This is a genomic window from Gammaproteobacteria bacterium (assembly GCA_016705365.1).
In the GTDB taxonomy this organism is placed as follows: Bacteria; Pseudomonadota; Gammaproteobacteria; order Pseudomonadales; family UBA5518; genus UBA5518.
Genome location: JADIYI010000009.1, coordinates 326,595 through 344,091, shown reverse-complemented (window position 1 = coordinate 344,091; position 17,497 = coordinate 326,595). Strand labels below are relative to the sequence as shown.

The following is a 17,497-nucleotide window of genomic DNA, read 5'->3' as shown; positions in this document are numbered from 1 at the left end:
GCATGAGCGAATTGCCTTTTTCCGCCCAGCTGATCCATCTGTTCGCCGCGCTGGTGCTGCTGCTGTCCTTTGCAATGCTCGCGCAGCGTCGCATCCGTACCCTCATAAATCTGTTCGCGCTGCAGGGCGCGGCGCTGGTGTGCTCGACCGCGATCGTCGCCTTCAGCAGCGCGCAGCATCATCTGTACTACTCGGCCGCACTCACGCTCACACTCAAGGTGTTGCTGCTGCCGTGGATACTGCACCGGCTGGTATTGCGCCTGGGGCTGCGCAGCGACACCGAGACCGAACTCAACATCCCGGCCACGATGCTGATCGGGATGATGCTGGTGGTGTTCTGCTTCGGGCTGGCGCAACCGATATCCGCGCTCGCGAGCACCGTCACACGCGGCACGCTCGGCATCGCGATGGCGGTGGTGATGCTCTCGTTCCTGATGATGATCACGCGCCACAAGGCCGTCACCCAGGTCATCGGATTCCTCGCGATGGAGAACGGGCTGTTCTTCGCGGCAACCAGCGCGACCTATGGCATGCCGATGGTGGTCGAGCTCGGCATCGCGCTCGATGTGCTGGTCGGCGCGATCATTCTCGGCATCTTTTTCTTCCAGATCCGCGAGCAGTTCGACAGCCTCGATCTGCACCACCTCGAAGCGCTGCGGGAGGACTGAACAGGCTCATGGAATTGCTCGTGCTGATGAGTCTGCCGCTCGCGGGCGCGCTCCTGCTGGCGCTGCTCGGCGAGCGCCGCCACGCCGCGGAGCTCAATGTGCTCGTGAGCCTCGGCACCTTCATCGCCGGCTGCGCGCTCACCGCGCGGGTCATCCGCGACGGGCCGCAACTGGTGTGGAACGAGAACTTCCTCGTCGATTCCTTCAATGTGTTCCTCGCGATGCTCACGGCATTCGTCAGTCTCACCACCGCGTTGTTCTCGCGCGATTACATGCGTGTCGAGGAAAGCCGCGGCAAGCTCAACCGCGCGCGCCTGCGGCTCTATCACAGCATGTACCAGCTGTTCATGTTCACCATGCTGCTCGCATTGCTCACCAACAACATGGGCATACTGTGGGTGGCGATGGAAGCCGCGACACTCTCCACGGTGCTGCTGGTCTCGCTGTATCGCACGGCGGCGAGCCTGGAGGCGGCATGGAAGTACTTCATCCTGTGCGGCGTGGGTATCGCGCAGGCACTGTTCGGAACCATCCTGCTCTACTCCGCGGCGGAGCGCGCACTCGGCGGCAGCGGCATGAGCGCGTTGCTGTGGACCCACCTCGATGCCATCAAGGGCGAGATGGAACCCACGGTGCTGCTGATTGCCTTTGTGTTCCTGCTGGTCGGTTACGGCACCAAGGTGGGACTCGCGCCACTGCACAACTGGTTGCCCGATGCGCACGCGGAGGGTCCGACGCCGGTATCGGCGGTGCTCTCGGGTCTGCTGCTGAACGTTGCGCTGTACGCGGTGATTCGCTGCAAGGTGCTGGTCGAGGGTTCCGTCGGCTTCGAATTGCCCGGGCGCCTGCTGATGTTCTTCGGACTGCTCTCGGTCGTGATCGCGGCTTTCATGCTGTGGCGCCAGCGCGATATCAAGCGCCTGTTCGCCTATTCCTCGATAGAGCACATGGGCATCATCACGTTCGCCTTCGGCATGGGCGGGCCGGTGGCCAATTTCGCGGCGCTGCTGCACATGACGGTGCACTCGCTCACCAAGAGCGCGATCTTCTTCACGGTCGGTCACGCGGCGCAGAAAGCCGGCACCCAGATCATCGACGATATCCGCGGCCTGCTGGTGTTCTCGCCGCGCGTTGGCTGGGGGCTGATGATCGGATCGCTGGCGATCCTCGGCATGCCGCCCTTTGGCGTGTTCGCCAGCGAGTTCCTGATCCTGACCACCGCCATGCGCGAACAGCCCTGGGCCACGCCGATCCTGCTGCTCGGGCTCGGTGTTGCGTTCGGCGCGATCTTCTCGCGTGTGCAATCGATGGTGTTCGGTTCTGCCGCCGACACGCCTGCCCGGCAACCACACGGCACGCTGCCGGTGTTCGCGCACCTGCTGCTGGTGCTGATGCTCGGCGTGTGGATTCCACCGGCGCTCGCGCAGTGGTTCCGGGTCGCGGCCACGCTGATCGGGGGTGCGCCGTGAGCATCACACCTCCCGTGCTGCACATCCGGGTCGCTGCATCCGGCTGGCTCGACGAAGTGCGGCAACTGCGCGCACGTGACGCGCATTTTCTGGCGCTGTGGGGCAGCGACGACCGCGCGCTCCGAGCAGGATTTACGGTACGCGCCGCGTTTCTCGATGCCGCGCAGGTACGAGTGCTGGAAATCGCGCTGCCGGCAGACGCACCAGAGCTGCCCGGCATCGCGACGATCTACCCCTCGGCAGCACGCATGCAGCGCGGCATGCGCGATCTGCTCGGAATCGAAACGGACGATGCCGACAAACGTGCGTGGGTACGCCATGCGGGCTGGGCACGCGATCATTTTCCACTGCGTCATGACGCGGGCGAGCCAGACAGCGCCCGCGCCGGGCCGGACGACTACCCGTTCGTGCACGTCAGGGGCGATGGGGTCCACGAGATCGCCGTTGGTCCCGTGCACGCGGGCATCATCGAGCCCGGCCATTTCCGCTTTTCTGTAGTCGGTGAAAAAGTGCTGCGCCTCGAGACGCGGCTCGGCTACGCACACAAGGGTATCGAGCGGCGTTTCACCGAACTCTCGCCCGTGCAAGGCCAGCGTCTCGCGGCGCGGGTATCGGGTGACAGCGCGGCGGCATTCTCGTGGGCCTATTGCATGGCGCTCGAACAGATTTGCGGGATTGCTCCGCCGCCACGCGCGCTGTTCCTGCGCGCCTTGCTGCTCGAGCGCGAGCGCATCGCCAATCATCTCGGGGATCTCGGCGCGCTCGCCAACGATGCCGGGCTCGGCTTCGGTCTCAGCCAGTTCTCGCACCTGAAGGAGGAGTTGCTGCGGCTCAACGCGCGCGTCTATGGCGCACGCTACCCGATGGACGAGATCGTGCCGGGCGGCACGCTGCACGATCTGGACGATGCGGCATGCGAACAGCTGCTCGCGCAGTGCGTGTTTCTGGCCGCGCAATCGGCCACCCTGCGCGCCATCATCGATGACCACGCCGGGGTGCAGGATCGTTTTTCCGGCTGCGGCGTGGTACCACCATCGCTGGCACAGCGATTTGGCCTGTGCGGACTCGCGGGGCGCGCCAGCGGGCAGCCCCTGGATCTGCGCTGCGACCTGCCGCTCGCGCCGTGGGACCGGATCGTGGTGCGGCGTGCGGGTAGCGATCGGGGCGATGTGGCGGCGCGCGTGGCAGTGCGCTTCGACGAACTCGAGGAATCGCTGCGACTGTGCACGCAGTTGCTGCGGGAGTTGCCGCAGGGCGCGATCCGTGACGAATTGCCTGCCGTGACGCCGGCGGGTTTTGCACCGGGACTTGTCGAGGGCTGGCGCGGACCGGTACTGGTGGCGCTGCAAACCGCGCCCGGCAACCGCATCCACCGCTGCCACCCGCACGATCCGTCGTGGCACAACTGGCCGGTTATCGAGCACGCGGTGATCGGCAATATCGTTCCCGACTTTCCGCTGATCAACAAGTCCTTCAACCTGTCCTACAGCGGTGTTGATCTGTGAGGTGCCGATGTTCGATATCGTGAAGCAGATATTCAGTACCGGGATGCTGAGCGATGCCATGCCGTCGCCCGGCGACGACACCCATCTGCGCGAGAGACTGCAGGCCGATATCCTGAAAGTGCTGGGGCGCGCGCTGTGCATCCGCATGATCGACGCGGGATCGTGCAACGGCTGCGAACTCGAGATCCACGCGCTGAACAACCCGCATTACAACATCGAGGGCAGCGGCATCAAATTCGTCGCCTCTCCGCGCCACGCCGACATGCTGCTGGTGACCGGGCCGGTATCGCGGAACATGGTGGTCGCGCTGCAACGCACCTACGCCGCCACCCCCGATCCGAAGCTGGTGGTCGCCATCGGTGATTGTGCCGGTGACGGAGGAGTATTCGGCAAGGGTCATGCGTGCCCCTCACGCGTGTCGGACATCATTCCCGTCGATGCGGTGGTCAGTGGTTGCCCTCCCGCTCCCACGCTGATCCTGCAGGGCATCCTCGGCGCGCTCCGCTGAGCGGCGTTCAGCGGCACGCGTTGCTCGTCGCTCGTTGCCAACAGGTGAAGAGTGCCGCCGGCGCCGCAACGCGCGCTTGACCGGAAATGAGATCCGAACGGCCTGATTTGATGCGCGCCGGGTGGCGGTGCACCACTCCCAGCAATTAGAATGCGTCAGCCAAAGCCGTCCCAGCAATTCACGGGTAAATGCGATGAAGCCGGCACCATTCGATTACTACGCGCCTGAAACCCTCGAGGAGGCCATCGCGCTGCTGGTGCGTTTCGAGGAGGAAGGCCTGGAGGCCAGAATCATCGCGGGCGGTCAGAGCCTGATGCCGATGCTGAGCCTGCGCGTCGCGCGCCCCGAGGTACTGGTGGACCTGCGCCGGATCGGGGGCTTGGACCATATCCGCGACGAAGGCGCCACGATTGCGATCGGCGCGATGGCCAGCAAGCGGGCCGCGGAGGATTCGCCACTGGTGCGCGAGCGCCAACCGCTGTTCCATGCCGCGACGCTCAACGTCGGACACCGCGCGATCCGTGCCCAGGGCAGTGTCGGCGGTTCCTTTGCCAACGCCGATCCGGCTTCGGAATACCCGGCAACGGCGATTGCACTCGATATGCAGCTGAAGGCGGTGGGCCCCGACGGCGAACGCCTGATTGCGGCGCGCGATTTCTTCGTGACCTACCTGACCACGGATCTCGCTTCCACCGAGATCCTGACCGAAGTGCGCATGCCGGTGCTGGCGCCGGGCACGGGCTGGTCCTTTTACGAAGTGTCGCGGCGCAAGGGCGATTTCGCGATGGCCGGTTGCGCGGTGTTGCTGACGCTCGGGGGCGGGCGCATCAGCAGTGCGCGCATCGTGGTGTTCGGCGTGAACGCCACCGCGGTGCAGCTCGCGGCTGCGGAGCAGGTCGTGCTCGGGCAGGTGCCGGATCCGGTGCTGTTCGGACAGGCGGGTAGTGCGGGTGCCGCGGAGGTCGAGGAACCGATTGCCGATGTGCACGCCTCGGCCGATTTTCGCCGTAATCTCGTGTCGGTGGTGGTGGAGCGCGGCCTGGCGCAGGCGCTGGCGCGCGCGACGCCCTGATTCTAAGGTAATGGACACGCGGAGGTAAGGGATCATGACGCAGCTGCACAAGGTGCGCCTCACGGTGAACGGCAAGGTCTACGAACGCGAGGTCGAGGCGCGCATGACGCTGGTCGATTTCCTGCGCCACGAACTGCACCTGACGGGAACGCATGTGGGCTGCGAACATGGCGTCTGCGGGGCCTGTACCATCATCAAGGACGGCCAGGCGGTGCGCAGCTGCCTGCTGCTCGCGGTGCAGGCCGACGGCACCGAACTGCGGACCGTCGAGGGCCTGCAGGGCCCCGACGGCCTGCACCCGATCCAGGAAGCCTTTATCGAGAAGCACGGCCTGCAGTGCGGCTTCTGCACCCCGGGCTTTCTGATGACCACGGTTGAACTGCTGGGTGACACGCCCGATCCGAGCGACGAGGAGATCCGCGAGGCGCTGGGCGGAAACCTGTGTCGCTGCACCGGCTACCAGCACATCATGGAGTCGGTGCGTCACGCGGCCGCCAAGCTGCGTGCCGGACGCGCCGATCCTGCCGCGCTTGGCAACTGAGCAAACGACCGGGAGCAGACACGCATGACGACGACAATCCCCACTTCGCTGGACCAGCTGCCGACCACTGCACGCCGTTTCGTGGGCAAGGAAGTCAAGCGGATCGAGGATCGCGCACTGGTAACCGGACACGCGCAATTCATCGACAATTTTTCCCTGCCTGACATGCTGCATTGCGCGGTCCTGCGCAGCCCGCATCCGCACGCGCGCATTGTGAGTGTCGACACCAGCAGGGCCGCAGCCCATCCCGGCGTGCACGCGGTGCTGAGTGGTGCCGATCTCGAGCGCTGGTGCGATCCGATGATCACCGCGCCGGCCGGCTGGGGGCCTTACAGCCTCGCGGTCGGCAAGGTGCGTTTCGTCGGCGAGCCGGTGGCCGCAATCGCGGCGACCAGTCGTTACATTGCGGAGGATGCCTGTGAACTGATCGATGTCGAATACGAGCTGCTGGCGCCAACGTCCGACCCCTACACGGCGCTGGACCCGGAGAGCGCGCTGCTCTACGAGGAGAACGGCAGCAACCTGATCCAGGGACGCGTGTTCACCTGGGGCGACATCGACGGGGTGTTCGCTGCGGCCGATCACGAGTTCAGCGGCAAGTTCCGCTGGAACCGTGTGGGCGCCAACCCCATGGAGACTTTCGGCTGCGTATGCCAGTGGGACCTGGTCGAAAACCGGCTGACCTGTCATGGTGCCTACCAGACCCCGAGTTTCATGGCGTTGGGCCGCGCCCAGACGCTGCGTCTGCAATCGAACCAGGTCAACGTGATCAGCCATCCCCAAGGCGGTGGTTTCGGTGGCAAGGGCGGACCGCGCGGTACGGATATCGCGGCGCTGCTGTCACGCAAGGCAGGGGGGCGCCCGGTCAAGTATATCGAGGATCGGGTGGAGTACCTGCTCGCGGGCGGCGGTCAGTCCTGGGATCGTCATTACGACGCTTCGCTCGCGGTAAAGGCCGATGGCACGGTAACGGGTTTCCGCGTGCACCTGGTCGATAACCAGGGCGCCAGCGCGGAGGGTTATGGCACGATCTCGGTTGCCAAGCCGCTCGCCGCCTTCACCGGCTGCTACCGCATCGAGGCGGCGCAATACGACATGAAGTTGGTGACCACGAATCGCGCGCCATCCTATCCGTATCGTGGCTACGGGCCGCCACCGCATAACTTCGTGCTCGAATCGCTGATGGACATTGCGGCGCGCGGGCTGGGTCTCGATCCTGCCGAGCTGCGTCGGCGCAACTACATCCGTCCGGAGCAGTTTCCCTATACCATTCCGAGCGGCAACGAGTACGACAGCGGCAATTACGAGGCGACACTCGACAAAGTGCTCGAGATCGCCGATTACCGACGCCTGCGCGAGGAACAGGCCAGCGCACGCGCTGCAGGCCGTCTGCTCGGCATCGGTGTGGTCAGCACCATCGAACCGGGCGTGTTCGACTGGAATGCCTACCGCACCGTCGGTGTGCCCGGCGTTGGTGTGCCCGAGGGCGTGAGCATCGGCATCGATATTCTTGGGCAGATCACGGCGCGGGTCGGCTTCAACCTGCAGGGACAGGGTCAGTACACTATCGTCGCGCAACTGCTGGCCGATTATTTCGGGGTGACGATGGAAGAGGTGCGCGTGGTCTACGCCGATACCGACCACGCACCGCCGCATTTCGGTCCTGGTGGTAGCCGTGTCGGCGTCGCGATCACCGGCGCGGTCCTTGGCGCCAGTGCCGCGATCGCGGAAAAACTGTGCGCGGTCGCCGCGGTACTGCTGCAGGTGCAGCCGGACCAGGTCGAGTTGATGGACGGCTGTCTGCGCGTGAAGGGTGTGCCTGGTGCGCAGATGCCAATGGCGCAGGTGGCCGGCGCGATGCTTGCGCGCAGCGATCTGCTGCCGCCCTCCTGAAATATTTTATTGCCGATGATTGTGGCACGCGACTCAATCCGGCCAGCGTCGAGGGCCAAATCCAGGGCGGTGTGGCCCAGGGCGTGGGCGCGGCGCTGCTCGAGCAGTATGTCTACAACGAGAACGCGCAGCCGCTGGTGTCCACCTTCATGGACTACCTGGTACCGACGATCAACGAAGTGCCGATGACCACGAAAGCGGCGCTGGTGACGCCATCGCCGTTTGCGCCGCTCGGTGCCAAGGGTTCTGGCGAAGGCGCGATGCACACCACGCCAGCTGCCGTGGTCTGCGCGATCAATGACGCGCTGGCGCCGCTCGGGGTTGCGGTGCGCGAGACACCGGCCTCGCCGCAGCAGGTTTGGTCATTGATACGTGCCGCACGGGCGGCCCGCGACAGCTGAGAAACGGATGCGCTCACGATGAACATGATGATGTTGCTGGAGATGGCTGCCGAGGGTTTCGGCGAGCGCATCGCGTTCGTCAACGGGGACGATGCGCTGACTTGCCGGGAGCTGTTCGATGCGGCGGGCAGCGCGGCGGCGCTGTTGCAGGGCTCGGGCGCCAGGCACCTCGCGATGCTCGACGAGAATTCGCTCGCCTGCCCGCTGGGATTGTTTGCCAGTGCCTGGGCGGGCATCCCGTACGTGCCGATCAACTACCGCCTGAGCGGTCCGGAAATCGATGCGTTGCTGGAGCGGGTGACGCCTTGCGTGCTGGTAACGAGTCCGGAACGTGCCGCGACCTTCGCCGGGCGTGAAGGCGTGGAGGTGAGGACCCGCGAGCAATTTCTCGCCGCCGCGCGCAGGGGCAAAGATGTCGCGCCCGCGTGGTCGATGGATGCCGAGGACATTGCCGTGCTGCTTTTCACCAGCGGCACGACCGGGGTGCCGAAAGCGGCGATCCTGCGCCAGAAACACCTGGTCTCCTACATCCTGGGCTCGGTGGAATTCTGCTCCGCCGCCGAGGACGACGCCGCGCTGGTTTGCGTGCCACCCTATCACGTCGCCGGGATCGCGGCGGTACTGAGTTCGGTGTTTGCCGGGCGCCGGGTGGTGCAGCTGGCGAATTTCAGCGCCGAGACATGGCTCGATCTGGCGCGCCGCAACCGGGTCAGCAACGCCTTCGTGGTGCCGACCATGCTGGCGCGCATCGTCGAGGCGCTCGAGGGCGCGGCCTCGGCGGATCTGCCGCAATTGCGCGCGCTGTCCTATGGCGGCGGCAAGATGCCGCTCGCGGTGATCGAGCGCGCGATGGCATTGTTCCCCGCCACCGATTTCACCAATGCCTATGGCCTCACCGAGACCAGCTCCACGATTGCGGTGCTCGGGCCACAGGAGCACCGCGACGCCGTCGCCAGCAACGATCCCGCGCTGCGGCGCCGGCTGGTTTCGGTGGGACGTGCGTTGCCCGGTGTCGAGATCGAGATCCGCTCCGACGAGGGGCAGGTGCTGGGGCCGGGGGAACGCGGTGAAATTTATGTGCGTGGCGAACAGGTCTCGGGCGAATATGCCGGGCGCGCGAGCGCTCTGGACAACGACGGCTGGTTTCCGACCCGCGATGCGGGCAGCATGGACACCGACGGTTACCTGTTCCTGGAAGGGCGAGCGGATGACGTGATCGTGCGCGGCGGCGAGAACCTGTCGCCGGGGGAGATCGAGGACGTGTTGCTCGAGCACGAGGCGGTGTCCGACGTCGCGGTGGTCGGTATTCCCGATGAGCAATGGGGCGAGGGAGTGGCTGCCGCGGTGGTGCTGAAATCAGGCCGTCAGGCCGATGCGGCCGCGCTGCAGGGCTGGGTGCGCGAGCGCCTGCGCTCCTCGCGCGTGCCGCAGTGCATCGAGTTCTGGCCCGCGCTGCCCTACAACGAGACCGGCAAGCTGCTGCGGCGCGTGGTCAAGGCGGAGCTGGCGAAAAACGCCTGAGCATCAGGCCGTTGCGGAACGCGCGGTGCCCGCATTTGCGTGGTACCGCCCGCTACCGGGGTCGCAAGGGCGAGATGCTCCTGTTGCGGATAGCAGAATCGTCACCTTGATCGATCAGCTTTCCATGCCGGCTCAGCTGGCTTCGCTCGCGGCGATGCCCAGCGCCTTTGCCACGCCTTCACCATAGGCCGGGTCCGCTTTGAAGCAGTTGCGGATGTGGCGCAACTGGACCTCACGCGGCGCATCGCCGATCGAGCGTGCGGTGTTCTCGAACAGCAGCTGCTGTTGCGCAGGCGTCATCAGGCGGAACAGCGCGCGCGGCTGCGAGTAGTAGTCGGCATCGTCCTCGCGGAAGTTCCAGTGATCGGCTGCACCGTCGAGCGCCAGCGGTGGCTCGCGAAAATCGGGCTGCTCCGCCCATTCGCCGTAACTGTTCGGCTCGTAGCCGAGCCGGCTGCCGTGGTTGCCGTCCACCCGCATCGCACCATCGCGATGGTAGCTGTGTGCCGGGCAGCGCGGCGCGTTGACGGGAATCAGGTGGTGATTCACGCCGAGCCGGTAACGCTGGGTATCGCTGTAGGAGAAGAGCCGTCCCTGCAGCATCTTGTCCGGCGAGAAGCCGATGCCCGGCACGATACTGGCGGGGTTGAACGCGGCCTGCTCGACCTCGGCGAAATAATTCTCCGGATTGCGGTTCAATTCGATCATGCCGACCTCGATCAGCGGGTAGTCCTTCTGCGGCCATACCTTGGTCAGGTCGAAGGGATGGTAAGGCACCTTCGCCGCGTCCAGCTCCGGCATCACCTGCACGTGGAGGGTCCATTTGGGGAAGTCGCCCCGCTCGATGGCTTCGTACAGGTCGCGCTGGTGCGTCTCGCGGCACTTGCCGACCGCGGCCTCTGCTTCCTGGTCGGTCAGGTTGCGGATGCCTTGCTGCGTGCGCCAGTGGAACTTGACCCAGAAGCGCTCGTTCCGCGCATTGATGAAGCTGAAGGTGTGCGAGCCGAAGCCGTGCATGTGACGATAGCTCGCGGGAATGCCGCGGTCGCTCATCACGACGGTGACCTGGTGCAACGCCTCGGGCAGCGAGGTCCAGAAGTCCCAGTTGTTCCTCGCGCTGCGCAGGTTCGTGCGCGGGTCGCGCTTCACGGCGTGGTTGAGGTCAGGGAATTTCAGCGGGTCACGCAGGAAGAACACCGGCGTGTTGTTGCCCACCAGGTCCCAGTTGCCTTCCTCGGTGTAGAACTTGAGGGCAAAACCGCGAATGTCGCGTTCGGCATCGGCGGCGCCGCGCTCACCGGCCACGGTGGACATGCGGCTGAACAGTTCGGTTTTCTTGCCGATCGCGGAAAAGACCCTGGCACGCGTGTACTTCGTGATGTCATGCGTGACGGTGAATGTGCCGTAGGCGCCGGACCCCTTGGCATGCATCCGCCGCTCGGGAATCACCTCGCGATCGAAATGCGCGAGCTTTTCCAGGAACCAGAAGTCCTGCAGCAACTGCGGGCCACGCGGGCCGGCCGTCATCACGTTCTGGTTGTCGGCAACCGGACACCCGGAATTGGTGGTGAGTTTCTTGTTCAAGGAAGTGTTCCTCTCCGATGTTTGCGCGGCCCGCGCCGAGCGGGCGGGGCCGGTTTCGACTTACTCGTGGGCGATCGGTTTGTCGGTGAACAGAAACTCCTTGAGTTCCTTCGAGAAAACGGCATCCTTGCGCCGGATCCACTCCAGCACCATCGCCGCGTGCTCCTTTTCCTCGTCACGGTTGTGCGCGAGGATCGCGCGCAGTTCCGGATCCTTGCAGGCGTCCGCGCGCTGGTTGTACCAGTCGACCGCCTCGAGTTCCTCCATCAGCGAAACGATCGCGCGATGCATGTCACGCGTCGCCTCGGAAAGCTCGGTCAGGGGTTCATGATAACCAACACTTGTCATGGCACTTCCTCTCTGCTTGTCCATCACTGCAATGAAACCGGTCAGGTTCACTTTTTCCATCATAGCGAATGGACCGCATTTCTTGTTGTTGCAGGTCAATTTTCATGCTCTTGATTTGCGTTGGTGCGGCCGGGTTCGCCCCGCGCGATCCAGATCCTCAGCCCGCGGTGATGGACCTGGGCCGCGTGGTTACGCCCGTCTATTCGAGCGCGTCGACCAGGCCCCAGGCCAGGGCGGTTTGCGCGTTGATGCGCCGCGCCGACAGCGCCATGTACGCCGTGCGCTGACGGCCGATGCGCCGGGTAATGCTCACGGTGCCACCGGCGCCGGGTATCAGCCCCATGGTGATTTCGGGCAGCTGGAAAATCGTGTCGGGGCGCGCCACGATGCGTCCGGCGAAGGCGGGCAGCTCGATACCCGAGCCGATGCAGGCGCGGTGTACGCGGCATTCGATGCGCGCGGCTTGCTCGGCGATCAGGCGGCCCGCATTGCGCGTGGAGCGGATCGCGTGCGCGGCGGCAGGGTCACCCGCGAGGCCGAATTCGTCGAGGTCGCCGCCGGTACAGAAGCACGCACCGGCGCCATCGATGATCGCGGTCCTGATCGAGCGGTCTTCGGCCAGCAACTGCAAACCTTCGATGAGACCGTCACGCATGGCGATCGAAAATGCATTGCGCCGCTCGGGCTGGTTCAGCGTGATGCCGAGCACATCGTCCATGCGCGAGAGTCGCACCACCGGTTCATCAACCGGTGCCGGGGCCACCGGCGTGGCGCCGGCAGCCGCGCGCGAGTGCAGGAAGGCGCGGAACTCGGCGCCGCCCTGCAATGTTGCAAAAGCCAGCGATTCCGCGAACAGACCGTCGCTCATGCCGACGCGCGCGTTGTGGCGCAACAACTGCACCAGGACCATCGCCGCGAGCGGATTGGCGCGGATGTTGCGCACCAGTGATTGGGCTTCCCTGAGCGAGCTCACCACCACATCCGCGAGGTCGGTGAAGTCGGTCAGCCCGGCGGCGGGCGGGTGTTGGTCCGGCGCCTGTAGCGCGATCACCGGACACGGCAGTTCGCCGAGGCGCGCATGCAAGGTCGCGCGCGCCGTGGCGTCCAGGGTCAGCGAGTCTGGTTTTGCCTCGAACAGCACCAGGGGTTGCCCGAACAGCGCTGAGTAGCACTCCAGATCCTGCGCGTCGGTGAGTTGCATCGCGATTTCCGACAGCGATTGCACCGTGATCGACTGGTCCATCGCACTTCCCTCCCGGTGTATTCCCGTGCGCCGTGAGCGTATTGTAGGGGCTGTGCCCGCCGTACCCGTCGCGGCGTGAGCAGCAATGTCCGGAAATGAAATCGCGAAGGCCGGAATTGATGCGCTGATCGATTGCGCAAAGGAACTCGATATCGGTGTTGCATCGTTTCAATCCGATCTGAGCGAACGGTTGGCACTGCACCATGGCCCGCGCGACGAGGTCATGCTGGTCCAGACACAGCATGCGCAGGTATTTCAGACCTGGGCGACTGTCGGCCGATCGATCTTGAGACGAAGCCGATAGACTAGTACACTGGTCTAGTGCCAATGATCGGAAAACCTCCATGAATGAAGAAATCGGATCGTATGACGCTAAAACAAAGCTCCCGGAAATCCTTCGTCGCGTGGAAGCAGGAGAGAGATTCACGATCACCAATCGAGGCAAGCCGGTGGCGGATCTGATCCCCAGCCGCGCGGGTACCGATCTGCGTGCCGAAGCCGCTGTCACCAATATGCTGAAAGCCAGAAAGCATGTGATTTCCAGCAACGAGTTGGCCGAACTCAAGGAACGGGGTCGCAAATGACCAGCTTTGTGCTGGACAATTCAGTCGCCATGCGCTGGTTGCTCGCCAGTGACAAGGCAACGGATCAGCGTTATGCCGAGGCTGTTTTGAGGTCCATGACGACTGCCGAGGCCGTCGTGCCCAATCTTTGGCATCTGGAAGCCGCGAATGTTCTGCTCGGTGCCTGTCTGCGCGAGAACGTCGAGATTGGAGAGATAGAGCGCTTCACCGCGCAGTTGGAGAATTTGCGCATAACGGTAGACGCACTGACGGCAAACCAGGTTTTCGGCCATACCATTGCCTTGGCGCTGGCTTATCGATTGAGCAGTTATGACGCCGCCTATCTGGAGTTGGCTCTGCGCGAGGGCTTGCCCCTTGCCACACTCGACAAGGATCTTCGCAGGGCCGCGAGAAAATCCGACGTGACTATTTACCTGCGCTGATGCAAGGAACGGTGCCAGCCCGTCGACGACTTCCTTTTTTCTCGCCAAGGGTTATGCAGGCGTGCTGGCGCTGATCGGTGATCCGGATGGCGAGCCGGTGTGCCGCAAGTGTATTGTAGGGGCTGTGCCCGCCGTACCCGTTGCGGCGTGAGCAGCAATGTCCGGAAATGAAATCGCGAAGGCCGGAATTGATGCGCTCTAGAACGAGCCCGATCCGGCGCAGCGATTAGGATACGGGTATCGCGCCGGGCTCCCATGTCCCTTGGTGGATGTGATGGATCCGATGACGCAGGGTAGCAGGGGCACCGGGCGCCTGCTGTCTCCATGATGAAAACGGGTGGGTATCGACGATGAGTGGTGCGCTGGACGATATCGTGGTGCTGGACCTGACGCGCAACTTCGCATCGTCCATGGCCGCTGCGTTCCTGGCTGATTTCGGCGCCCGCGTGATCCGTTTCGAATCGCTGGCAGGCGAAGCGCGCACTACCGTGAGCGGCACCGATGCGCCGCTGCCCGGCGCCTGGAACCACGAGGCCGACCTGATCCACCGCAACAAGCAGAGCTTCGCGCTCGACCCTGCGCTCGAACGCGGTCGCGTGGTGCTGGCCGAGCTGGTTGCGCGCTGCGACGTGATTGTCACCGACTGGCCGCTCGCGGAACTTGCCGCATTCGGTCTCGACTACGGCTCCGTGGTGGCGCAGCGCGGCGATATCATCGTGGCGCGTATTTCCGGCTTCGGGCCGCGCGGCAAGGATCGGGATCTGCCGGCGATCGACGAACTCGCGGCGGCGCGCACCGGCATGATGCCGATCGTGCAGCAGCCGGGCGAACCGCCGGTGTATGCCGGCGCCGGTGCGATGCACTCGGCGGTGCTGCTCGCTTTTGGCATCGTCACCGCGCTGGTGCATCGGCAGCAAAGCGGCGAGGGGCAGCAGGTCGACACCTCGCTGTTCGCAGCCAATATGTACAGTGCAAGTCTCGACCTGCAGGCCTTTCTCGCGATCGGCAAGGGCGATCGCCTGCTGAACCCGATCTCGCGTCTCGATGTGTCGAACCCGATGTCGGGTTCGCTGTACCCGAGTGCCGACGGGCGCTGGGTCACGCTGACGATGCCCGACACCGATCGCTGGTGGCCGGATCTCGCCGCGAGCGTCGGTCTCGACGTTGCTGACCCGCGCTTCGACACGCATGAGAAGCGCTGCGAGACCAATCGCCTCGAACTGATACACGCGCTCGAGGAAGGGTTCGCGCGCGCTCCCGGCAGCCACTGGCGCGCGCAGTTCGCCGCCAAGGGGATGTCGGCCGATGTGATCGAGCGCTTCGATTACCCGGCGAACGACCCCCAGGCACGGGCCAACCGCTACATCATCGGGCTCGATCACCCGACTCACGGTGCACTGAAGAGCCTGGGATTCCCGATCTTCATGAGCGAGACCCCGGCACGCCTGGCGAGCCTTGCGCCGTGCCGCGGACAGCACACCGTCGAATTGCTGCACGAGCTGCTGGGTTACCCGGCGGAGAAGATCCACGAACTCGGCGCCGAAGGCGTCATTGCCTGAGCATACGGAAGGTCCATCGTGGCAAGAGCATTGGAAGGCATTCGCGTCATCGACCTCACGGTCTGGTTCCAGGGCCCGGTGTCGGCGCAGTTCCTGGCCGATTTCGGCGCCGACGTGATCAAGGTCGAGCGCCCGCAGGGCGGTGATCAGGCACGCGGCGTGCGCAGCATCAAATCGCTGGAGATCGGCGACTGGAACCAGTATTTCCTGGTCATCAACCGCAACAAGAAAAGCCTGGTGATCGACCTGCGCAAGCCCGAGGGGCAGCAGATCATGTACCGCCTGGTGGAGAAATCCGATGTGTTCCTGTCGAACATGTCGCCCGAGTTGCTGGACGGCTGGGGCCTGTCGTGGGCGAAGCTGAAGGAGATCAATCCGCGCCTGGTCTATGCGACCAATACCGGCTACGGCCGCTTCGGCGGGGTATCGCGGCCATCGTTCGACATGACCGTGCAGGCGCTTACCGGCATCATGGCGCGTCTCGGCGAGCCCGGTCAGCCGCCGATCTACCTTGGCATGGGATCGGGTGATGCCTACGGCGGCATCATGTCGGCTTTTGCGATCGTGTTGGCCCTCTATCAGCGCAACCGCTGCGGCCATGGACAGTGCATCGATGCCTCGCTCTACGGCGCACAGCTCTACCTCGCGGCGCCGCAGTTGCAGTCCTATCTTGCCGGCAACGGTGACCGGGCACTGCAGCACTCGCGGCGCGCGGCGCCGAACCCGTTGTGGAATCTCTATCCGACCCGCGGCAAGTGGGTCTACGTATGCGAGCCGAACGAGGATGCGCGCTTCCGGCTGCTGTGTGCGGCGCTGGGTGATGGCAAGCTGATCGGGGATCCGCGTTTTGCGACCGCTGCGGCACGCGTGGCGAACAACGTCGACCTGATCGCGGAATTCGAGACGCTGAGCGCGGGGCTCGACCACGACACGCTGCTCACGCGCTGCGCGGAGCATGGGGTGGTGGCGGCACCGGTCAACACGCTGGCCGATGTAATCAAGGATCCGCAGGCCTGGGACAACGACTACCTGATGAAGGCCTACTGCGAGGAAGTGCGACGTGAGGTCGATGTGCGCGGCCTGCCGGTCGCGCTGTCGAAGACACCGGGCGAAGTGAACACGCTGGGTCCACAGCTGGGGCAGGACACGGAGCTGCTGATGATGGATCTGCTGGAATATTCCTGGGACGAAATCGAGGCATTCAAGGCTGCGGGCGCGATTCCCTGAAATGAGCCCAATCAGCCGCAACGGAGGCAGTGATCGATGAATGAAGGCGAAGCGACAGCGAACTGGAGCGGGTGGCGCACCCCGGGTGGCGACGGGCTCGATAACTTTGTGGAGATTGCCTACCAGAAGAAGACCCACCTGGCGAGCGGCGGCGGCGTGGCCCGCATCACGCTGAACAAGCCCGACAAGATGAACACGCTGACGCTCGCCACCGTCGACGAGATGTTCCGTGCGTTCTACGACGCCAACCACGATCCCATGGTCGGTGTGATCATCGTCGCCGCCAGCGGCAAGCATTTCGGCGCCGGTGGCGATGTCGAATGGGAACGCTGGGGCCTGCGCGAGGCCTTCTACAACCGCTACCCGCACAACCGCTTGATGCGTATGTCGCGCAAACCGATCATTGCCCAGGTACAGGGTTATTGCCTTGCCGGTCACAACCACATGGCTTACTGCTGCGACTTCACCATCGCGGCCGACAACGCCGTGTTCGGCCAGGCTGGTCCGCGCGTCTCCTCGCCCGCCGACGGCTTCTTCGTGCCGTACCTGAGCAAGGTCGTGGGCGCGAAGAAGGCGCGCGAAATGTGGATGCTGTGCCGCAAGTATCCGGCGGCGCAGGCGCTCGAGATGGGGCTGGTCAACTGCGTGGTGCCGCTGGAGCGGCTCGAGGCGGAAGTCGATCAGTGGTGCGCGGAAATGCTGGCGCTCAGCCCGGGATGCCTGGAGGTGCTGAAAGCCGCGTTCGACCAGGAAATGGACGGTTACCGCGATCCGTGCATCACCTCGGCCGGGATGTACCCCGACTGGTTCGACATGCCCGAGGGCAAGGAAGGCGGTGCGGCATTCATGGCCAAGCGCAAGCCCGAATTCTGGGATATCCGCCGGCGCGAAGCCGAGGCGCGCGCGCAACTGCTCGCGGACTACGAGGCGCAGCACAAGAACTGATTCGTTG

Annotated in this window: 18 protein-coding genes; 15 read left to right on the top strand and 3 right to left on the bottom strand. The window is 64.6% G+C overall.

The window, feature by feature from the left end:
* Positions 1-2: 2 nt before the first annotated feature.
* The 9 genes from IPF49_19700 to IPF49_19660 all read left to right on the top strand — a co-directional run bounded on the left by IPF49_19700 (position 3) and on the right by IPF49_19660 (position 9,578).
* A complete protein-coding gene (locus IPF49_19700) occupies positions 3-668 on the top strand; it encodes a formate hydrogenlyase (protein ID MBK6289813.1) in 666 nt (221 codons plus the stop codon).
* An 8-nt stretch (positions 669-676) separates the two neighbouring features.
* Positions 677-2,137 (top strand): hydrogenase 4 subunit F, encoded by a 1,461-nt coding sequence (locus tag IPF49_19695; GenBank protein ID MBK6289812.1) that lies wholly within the window; start codon positions 677-679, stop codon positions 2,135-2,137.
* Positions 2,134-3,642, top strand: coding sequence for an NADH-quinone oxidoreductase subunit C (locus tag IPF49_19690; protein ID MBK6289811.1), 1,509 nt, complete (start codon positions 2,134-2,136; stop codon positions 3,640-3,642). Before IPF49_19695 ends, IPF49_19690 begins: the two co-directional genes overlap by 4 nt.
* A 7-nt stretch (positions 3,643-3,649) precedes the next feature.
* Positions 3,650-4,150, top strand: coding sequence for a formate hydrogenlyase (locus IPF49_19685; protein MBK6289810.1), 501 nt, complete (start codon positions 3,650-3,652; stop codon positions 4,148-4,150).
* Positions 4,151-4,343: 193 nt separating this feature from the next.
* A complete protein-coding gene (locus IPF49_19680) occupies positions 4,344-5,222 on the top strand; it encodes a xanthine dehydrogenase family protein subunit M (GenBank protein ID MBK6289809.1) in 879 nt (292 codons plus the stop codon).
* Positions 5,223-5,256: 34 nt separating this feature from the next.
* The gene (locus tag IPF49_19675; protein ID MBK6289808.1) at positions 5,257-5,763 is read left to right on the top strand and encodes a (2Fe-2S)-binding protein; all 507 of its coding nucleotides are present in this window, start codon (positions 5,257-5,259) and stop codon (positions 5,761-5,763) included.
* Positions 5,764-5,787: 24 nt separating this feature from the next.
* Entirely contained in the window at positions 5,788-7,656 is a 1,869-nt protein-coding gene (locus IPF49_19670; protein ID MBK6289807.1) for a xanthine dehydrogenase family protein molybdopterin-binding subunit, read from the top strand.
* A 71-nt stretch (positions 7,657-7,727) separates the two neighbouring features.
* The gene (locus IPF49_19665) at positions 7,728-8,057 is read left to right on the top strand and encodes a xanthine dehydrogenase family protein molybdopterin-binding subunit (protein MBK6289806.1); all 330 of its coding nucleotides are present in this window, start codon (positions 7,728-7,730) and stop codon (positions 8,055-8,057) included.
* An 18-nt stretch (positions 8,058-8,075) separates the two neighbouring features.
* Positions 8,076-9,578 (top strand): acyl--CoA ligase, encoded by a 1,503-nt coding sequence (locus IPF49_19660; protein ID MBK6289805.1) that lies wholly within the window; start codon positions 8,076-8,078, stop codon positions 9,576-9,578.
* Between the two features lie 132 nt (positions 9,579-9,710).
* On the opposite strand, the gene IPF49_19655 is transcribed toward IPF49_19660, so the two are convergent.
* From IPF49_19655 to IPF49_19645, 3 genes are all read right to left on the bottom strand, one after another.
* Entirely contained in the window at positions 9,711-11,162 is a 1,452-nt protein-coding gene (locus tag IPF49_19655) for a catalase (GenBank protein MBK6289804.1), read from the bottom strand.
* A 60-nt stretch (positions 11,163-11,222) separates the two neighbouring features.
* On the bottom strand, positions 11,223-11,510 hold the full coding sequence (locus IPF49_19650; GenBank protein MBK6289803.1) for a ferritin: 288 nt from the start codon (positions 11,508-11,510) through the stop codon (positions 11,223-11,225).
* 199 nt (positions 11,511-11,709) lie between these two features.
* Entirely contained in the window at positions 11,710-12,753 is a 1,044-nt protein-coding gene (locus IPF49_19645; protein MBK6289802.1) for an enoyl-CoA hydratase/isomerase family protein, read from the bottom strand.
* 85 nt (positions 12,754-12,838) lie between these two features.
* On the opposite strand from IPF49_19645, the gene IPF49_19640 reads away from it, so the two are divergent.
* The 6 genes from IPF49_19640 (at position 12,839) to IPF49_19615 (ending at position 17,490) form a co-directional block, all read left to right on the top strand.
* Positions 12,839-13,057, top strand: a complete 219-nt coding sequence (locus tag IPF49_19640; protein MBK6289801.1) for a hypothetical protein — start codon at positions 12,839-12,841, stop codon at positions 13,055-13,057.
* A gap of 40 nt (positions 13,058-13,097) precedes the next feature.
* Positions 13,098-13,337: a type II toxin-antitoxin system prevent-host-death family antitoxin gene (locus IPF49_19635; protein MBK6289800.1), complete on the top strand. Its 240-nt coding sequence runs from the start codon at positions 13,098-13,100 to the stop codon at positions 13,335-13,337.
* The gene (locus IPF49_19630) at positions 13,334-13,759 is read left to right on the top strand and encodes a type II toxin-antitoxin system VapC family toxin (protein MBK6289799.1); all 426 of its coding nucleotides are present in this window, start codon (positions 13,334-13,336) and stop codon (positions 13,757-13,759) included. Before IPF49_19635 ends, IPF49_19630 begins: the two co-directional genes overlap by 4 nt.
* 350 nt (positions 13,760-14,109) lie before the next feature.
* Positions 14,110-15,318 (top strand): CoA transferase, encoded by a 1,209-nt coding sequence (locus IPF49_19625; protein ID MBK6289798.1) that lies wholly within the window; start codon positions 14,110-14,112, stop codon positions 15,316-15,318.
* Between the two features lie 18 nt (positions 15,319-15,336).
* Positions 15,337-16,545, top strand: coding sequence for a CoA transferase (locus IPF49_19620; GenBank protein MBK6289797.1), 1,209 nt, complete (start codon positions 15,337-15,339; stop codon positions 16,543-16,545).
* A 36-nt stretch (positions 16,546-16,581) separates the two neighbouring features.
* Entirely contained in the window at positions 16,582-17,490 is a 909-nt protein-coding gene (locus tag IPF49_19615) for an enoyl-CoA hydratase/isomerase family protein (GenBank protein MBK6289796.1), read from the top strand.
* Positions 17,491-17,497: the final 7 nt, after the last annotated feature.

What these genes read in the sequence shown, in the direction of transcription:
- IPF49_19685 (MBK6289810.1), top strand. Translation starts at nt 3,650, where the DNA reads ATGTTCGATATCGTGAAGCAGATATTCAGTACCGGGATGCTGAGCGAT.
- IPF49_19670 (MBK6289807.1), top strand. Translation starts at nt 5,788, where the DNA reads ATGACGACGACAATCCCCACTTCGCTGGACCAGCTGCCGACCACTGCA.
- IPF49_19645 (MBK6289802.1), bottom strand. Translation starts at nt 12,753, where the DNA reads ATGGACCAGTCGATCACGGTGCAATCGCTGTCGGAAATCGCGATGCAA.
- IPF49_19640 (MBK6289801.1), top strand. Translation starts at nt 12,839, where the DNA reads ATGTCCGGAAATGAAATCGCGAAGGCCGGAATTGATGCGCTGATCGAT.
- IPF49_19635 (MBK6289800.1), top strand. Translation starts at nt 13,098, where the DNA reads ATGAATGAAGAAATCGGATCGTATGACGCTAAAACAAAGCTCCCGGAA.
- IPF49_19625 (MBK6289798.1), top strand. Translation starts at nt 14,110, where the DNA reads ATGAGTGGTGCGCTGGACGATATCGTGGTGCTGGACCTGACGCGCAAC.
- IPF49_19650 (MBK6289803.1), bottom strand. Translation starts at nt 11,510, where the DNA reads ATGACAAGTGTTGGTTATCATGAACCCCTGACCGAGCTTTCCGAGGCG.
- IPF49_19675 (MBK6289808.1), top strand. Translation starts at nt 5,257, where the DNA reads ATGACGCAGCTGCACAAGGTGCGCCTCACGGTGAACGGCAAGGTCTAC.
- IPF49_19660 (MBK6289805.1), top strand. Translation starts at nt 8,076, where the DNA reads ATGAACATGATGATGTTGCTGGAGATGGCTGCCGAGGGTTTCGGCGAG.
- IPF49_19680 (MBK6289809.1), top strand. Translation starts at nt 4,344, where the DNA reads ATGAAGCCGGCACCATTCGATTACTACGCGCCTGAAACCCTCGAGGAG.
- IPF49_19615 (MBK6289796.1), top strand. Translation starts at nt 16,582, where the DNA reads ATGAATGAAGGCGAAGCGACAGCGAACTGGAGCGGGTGGCGCACCCCG.
- IPF49_19700 (MBK6289813.1), top strand. Translation starts at nt 3, where the DNA reads ATGAGCGAATTGCCTTTTTCCGCCCAGCTGATCCATCTGTTCGCCGCG.
- IPF49_19630 (MBK6289799.1), top strand. Translation starts at nt 13,334, where the DNA reads ATGACCAGCTTTGTGCTGGACAATTCAGTCGCCATGCGCTGGTTGCTC.
- IPF49_19695 (MBK6289812.1), top strand. Translation starts at nt 677, where the DNA reads ATGGAATTGCTCGTGCTGATGAGTCTGCCGCTCGCGGGCGCGCTCCTG.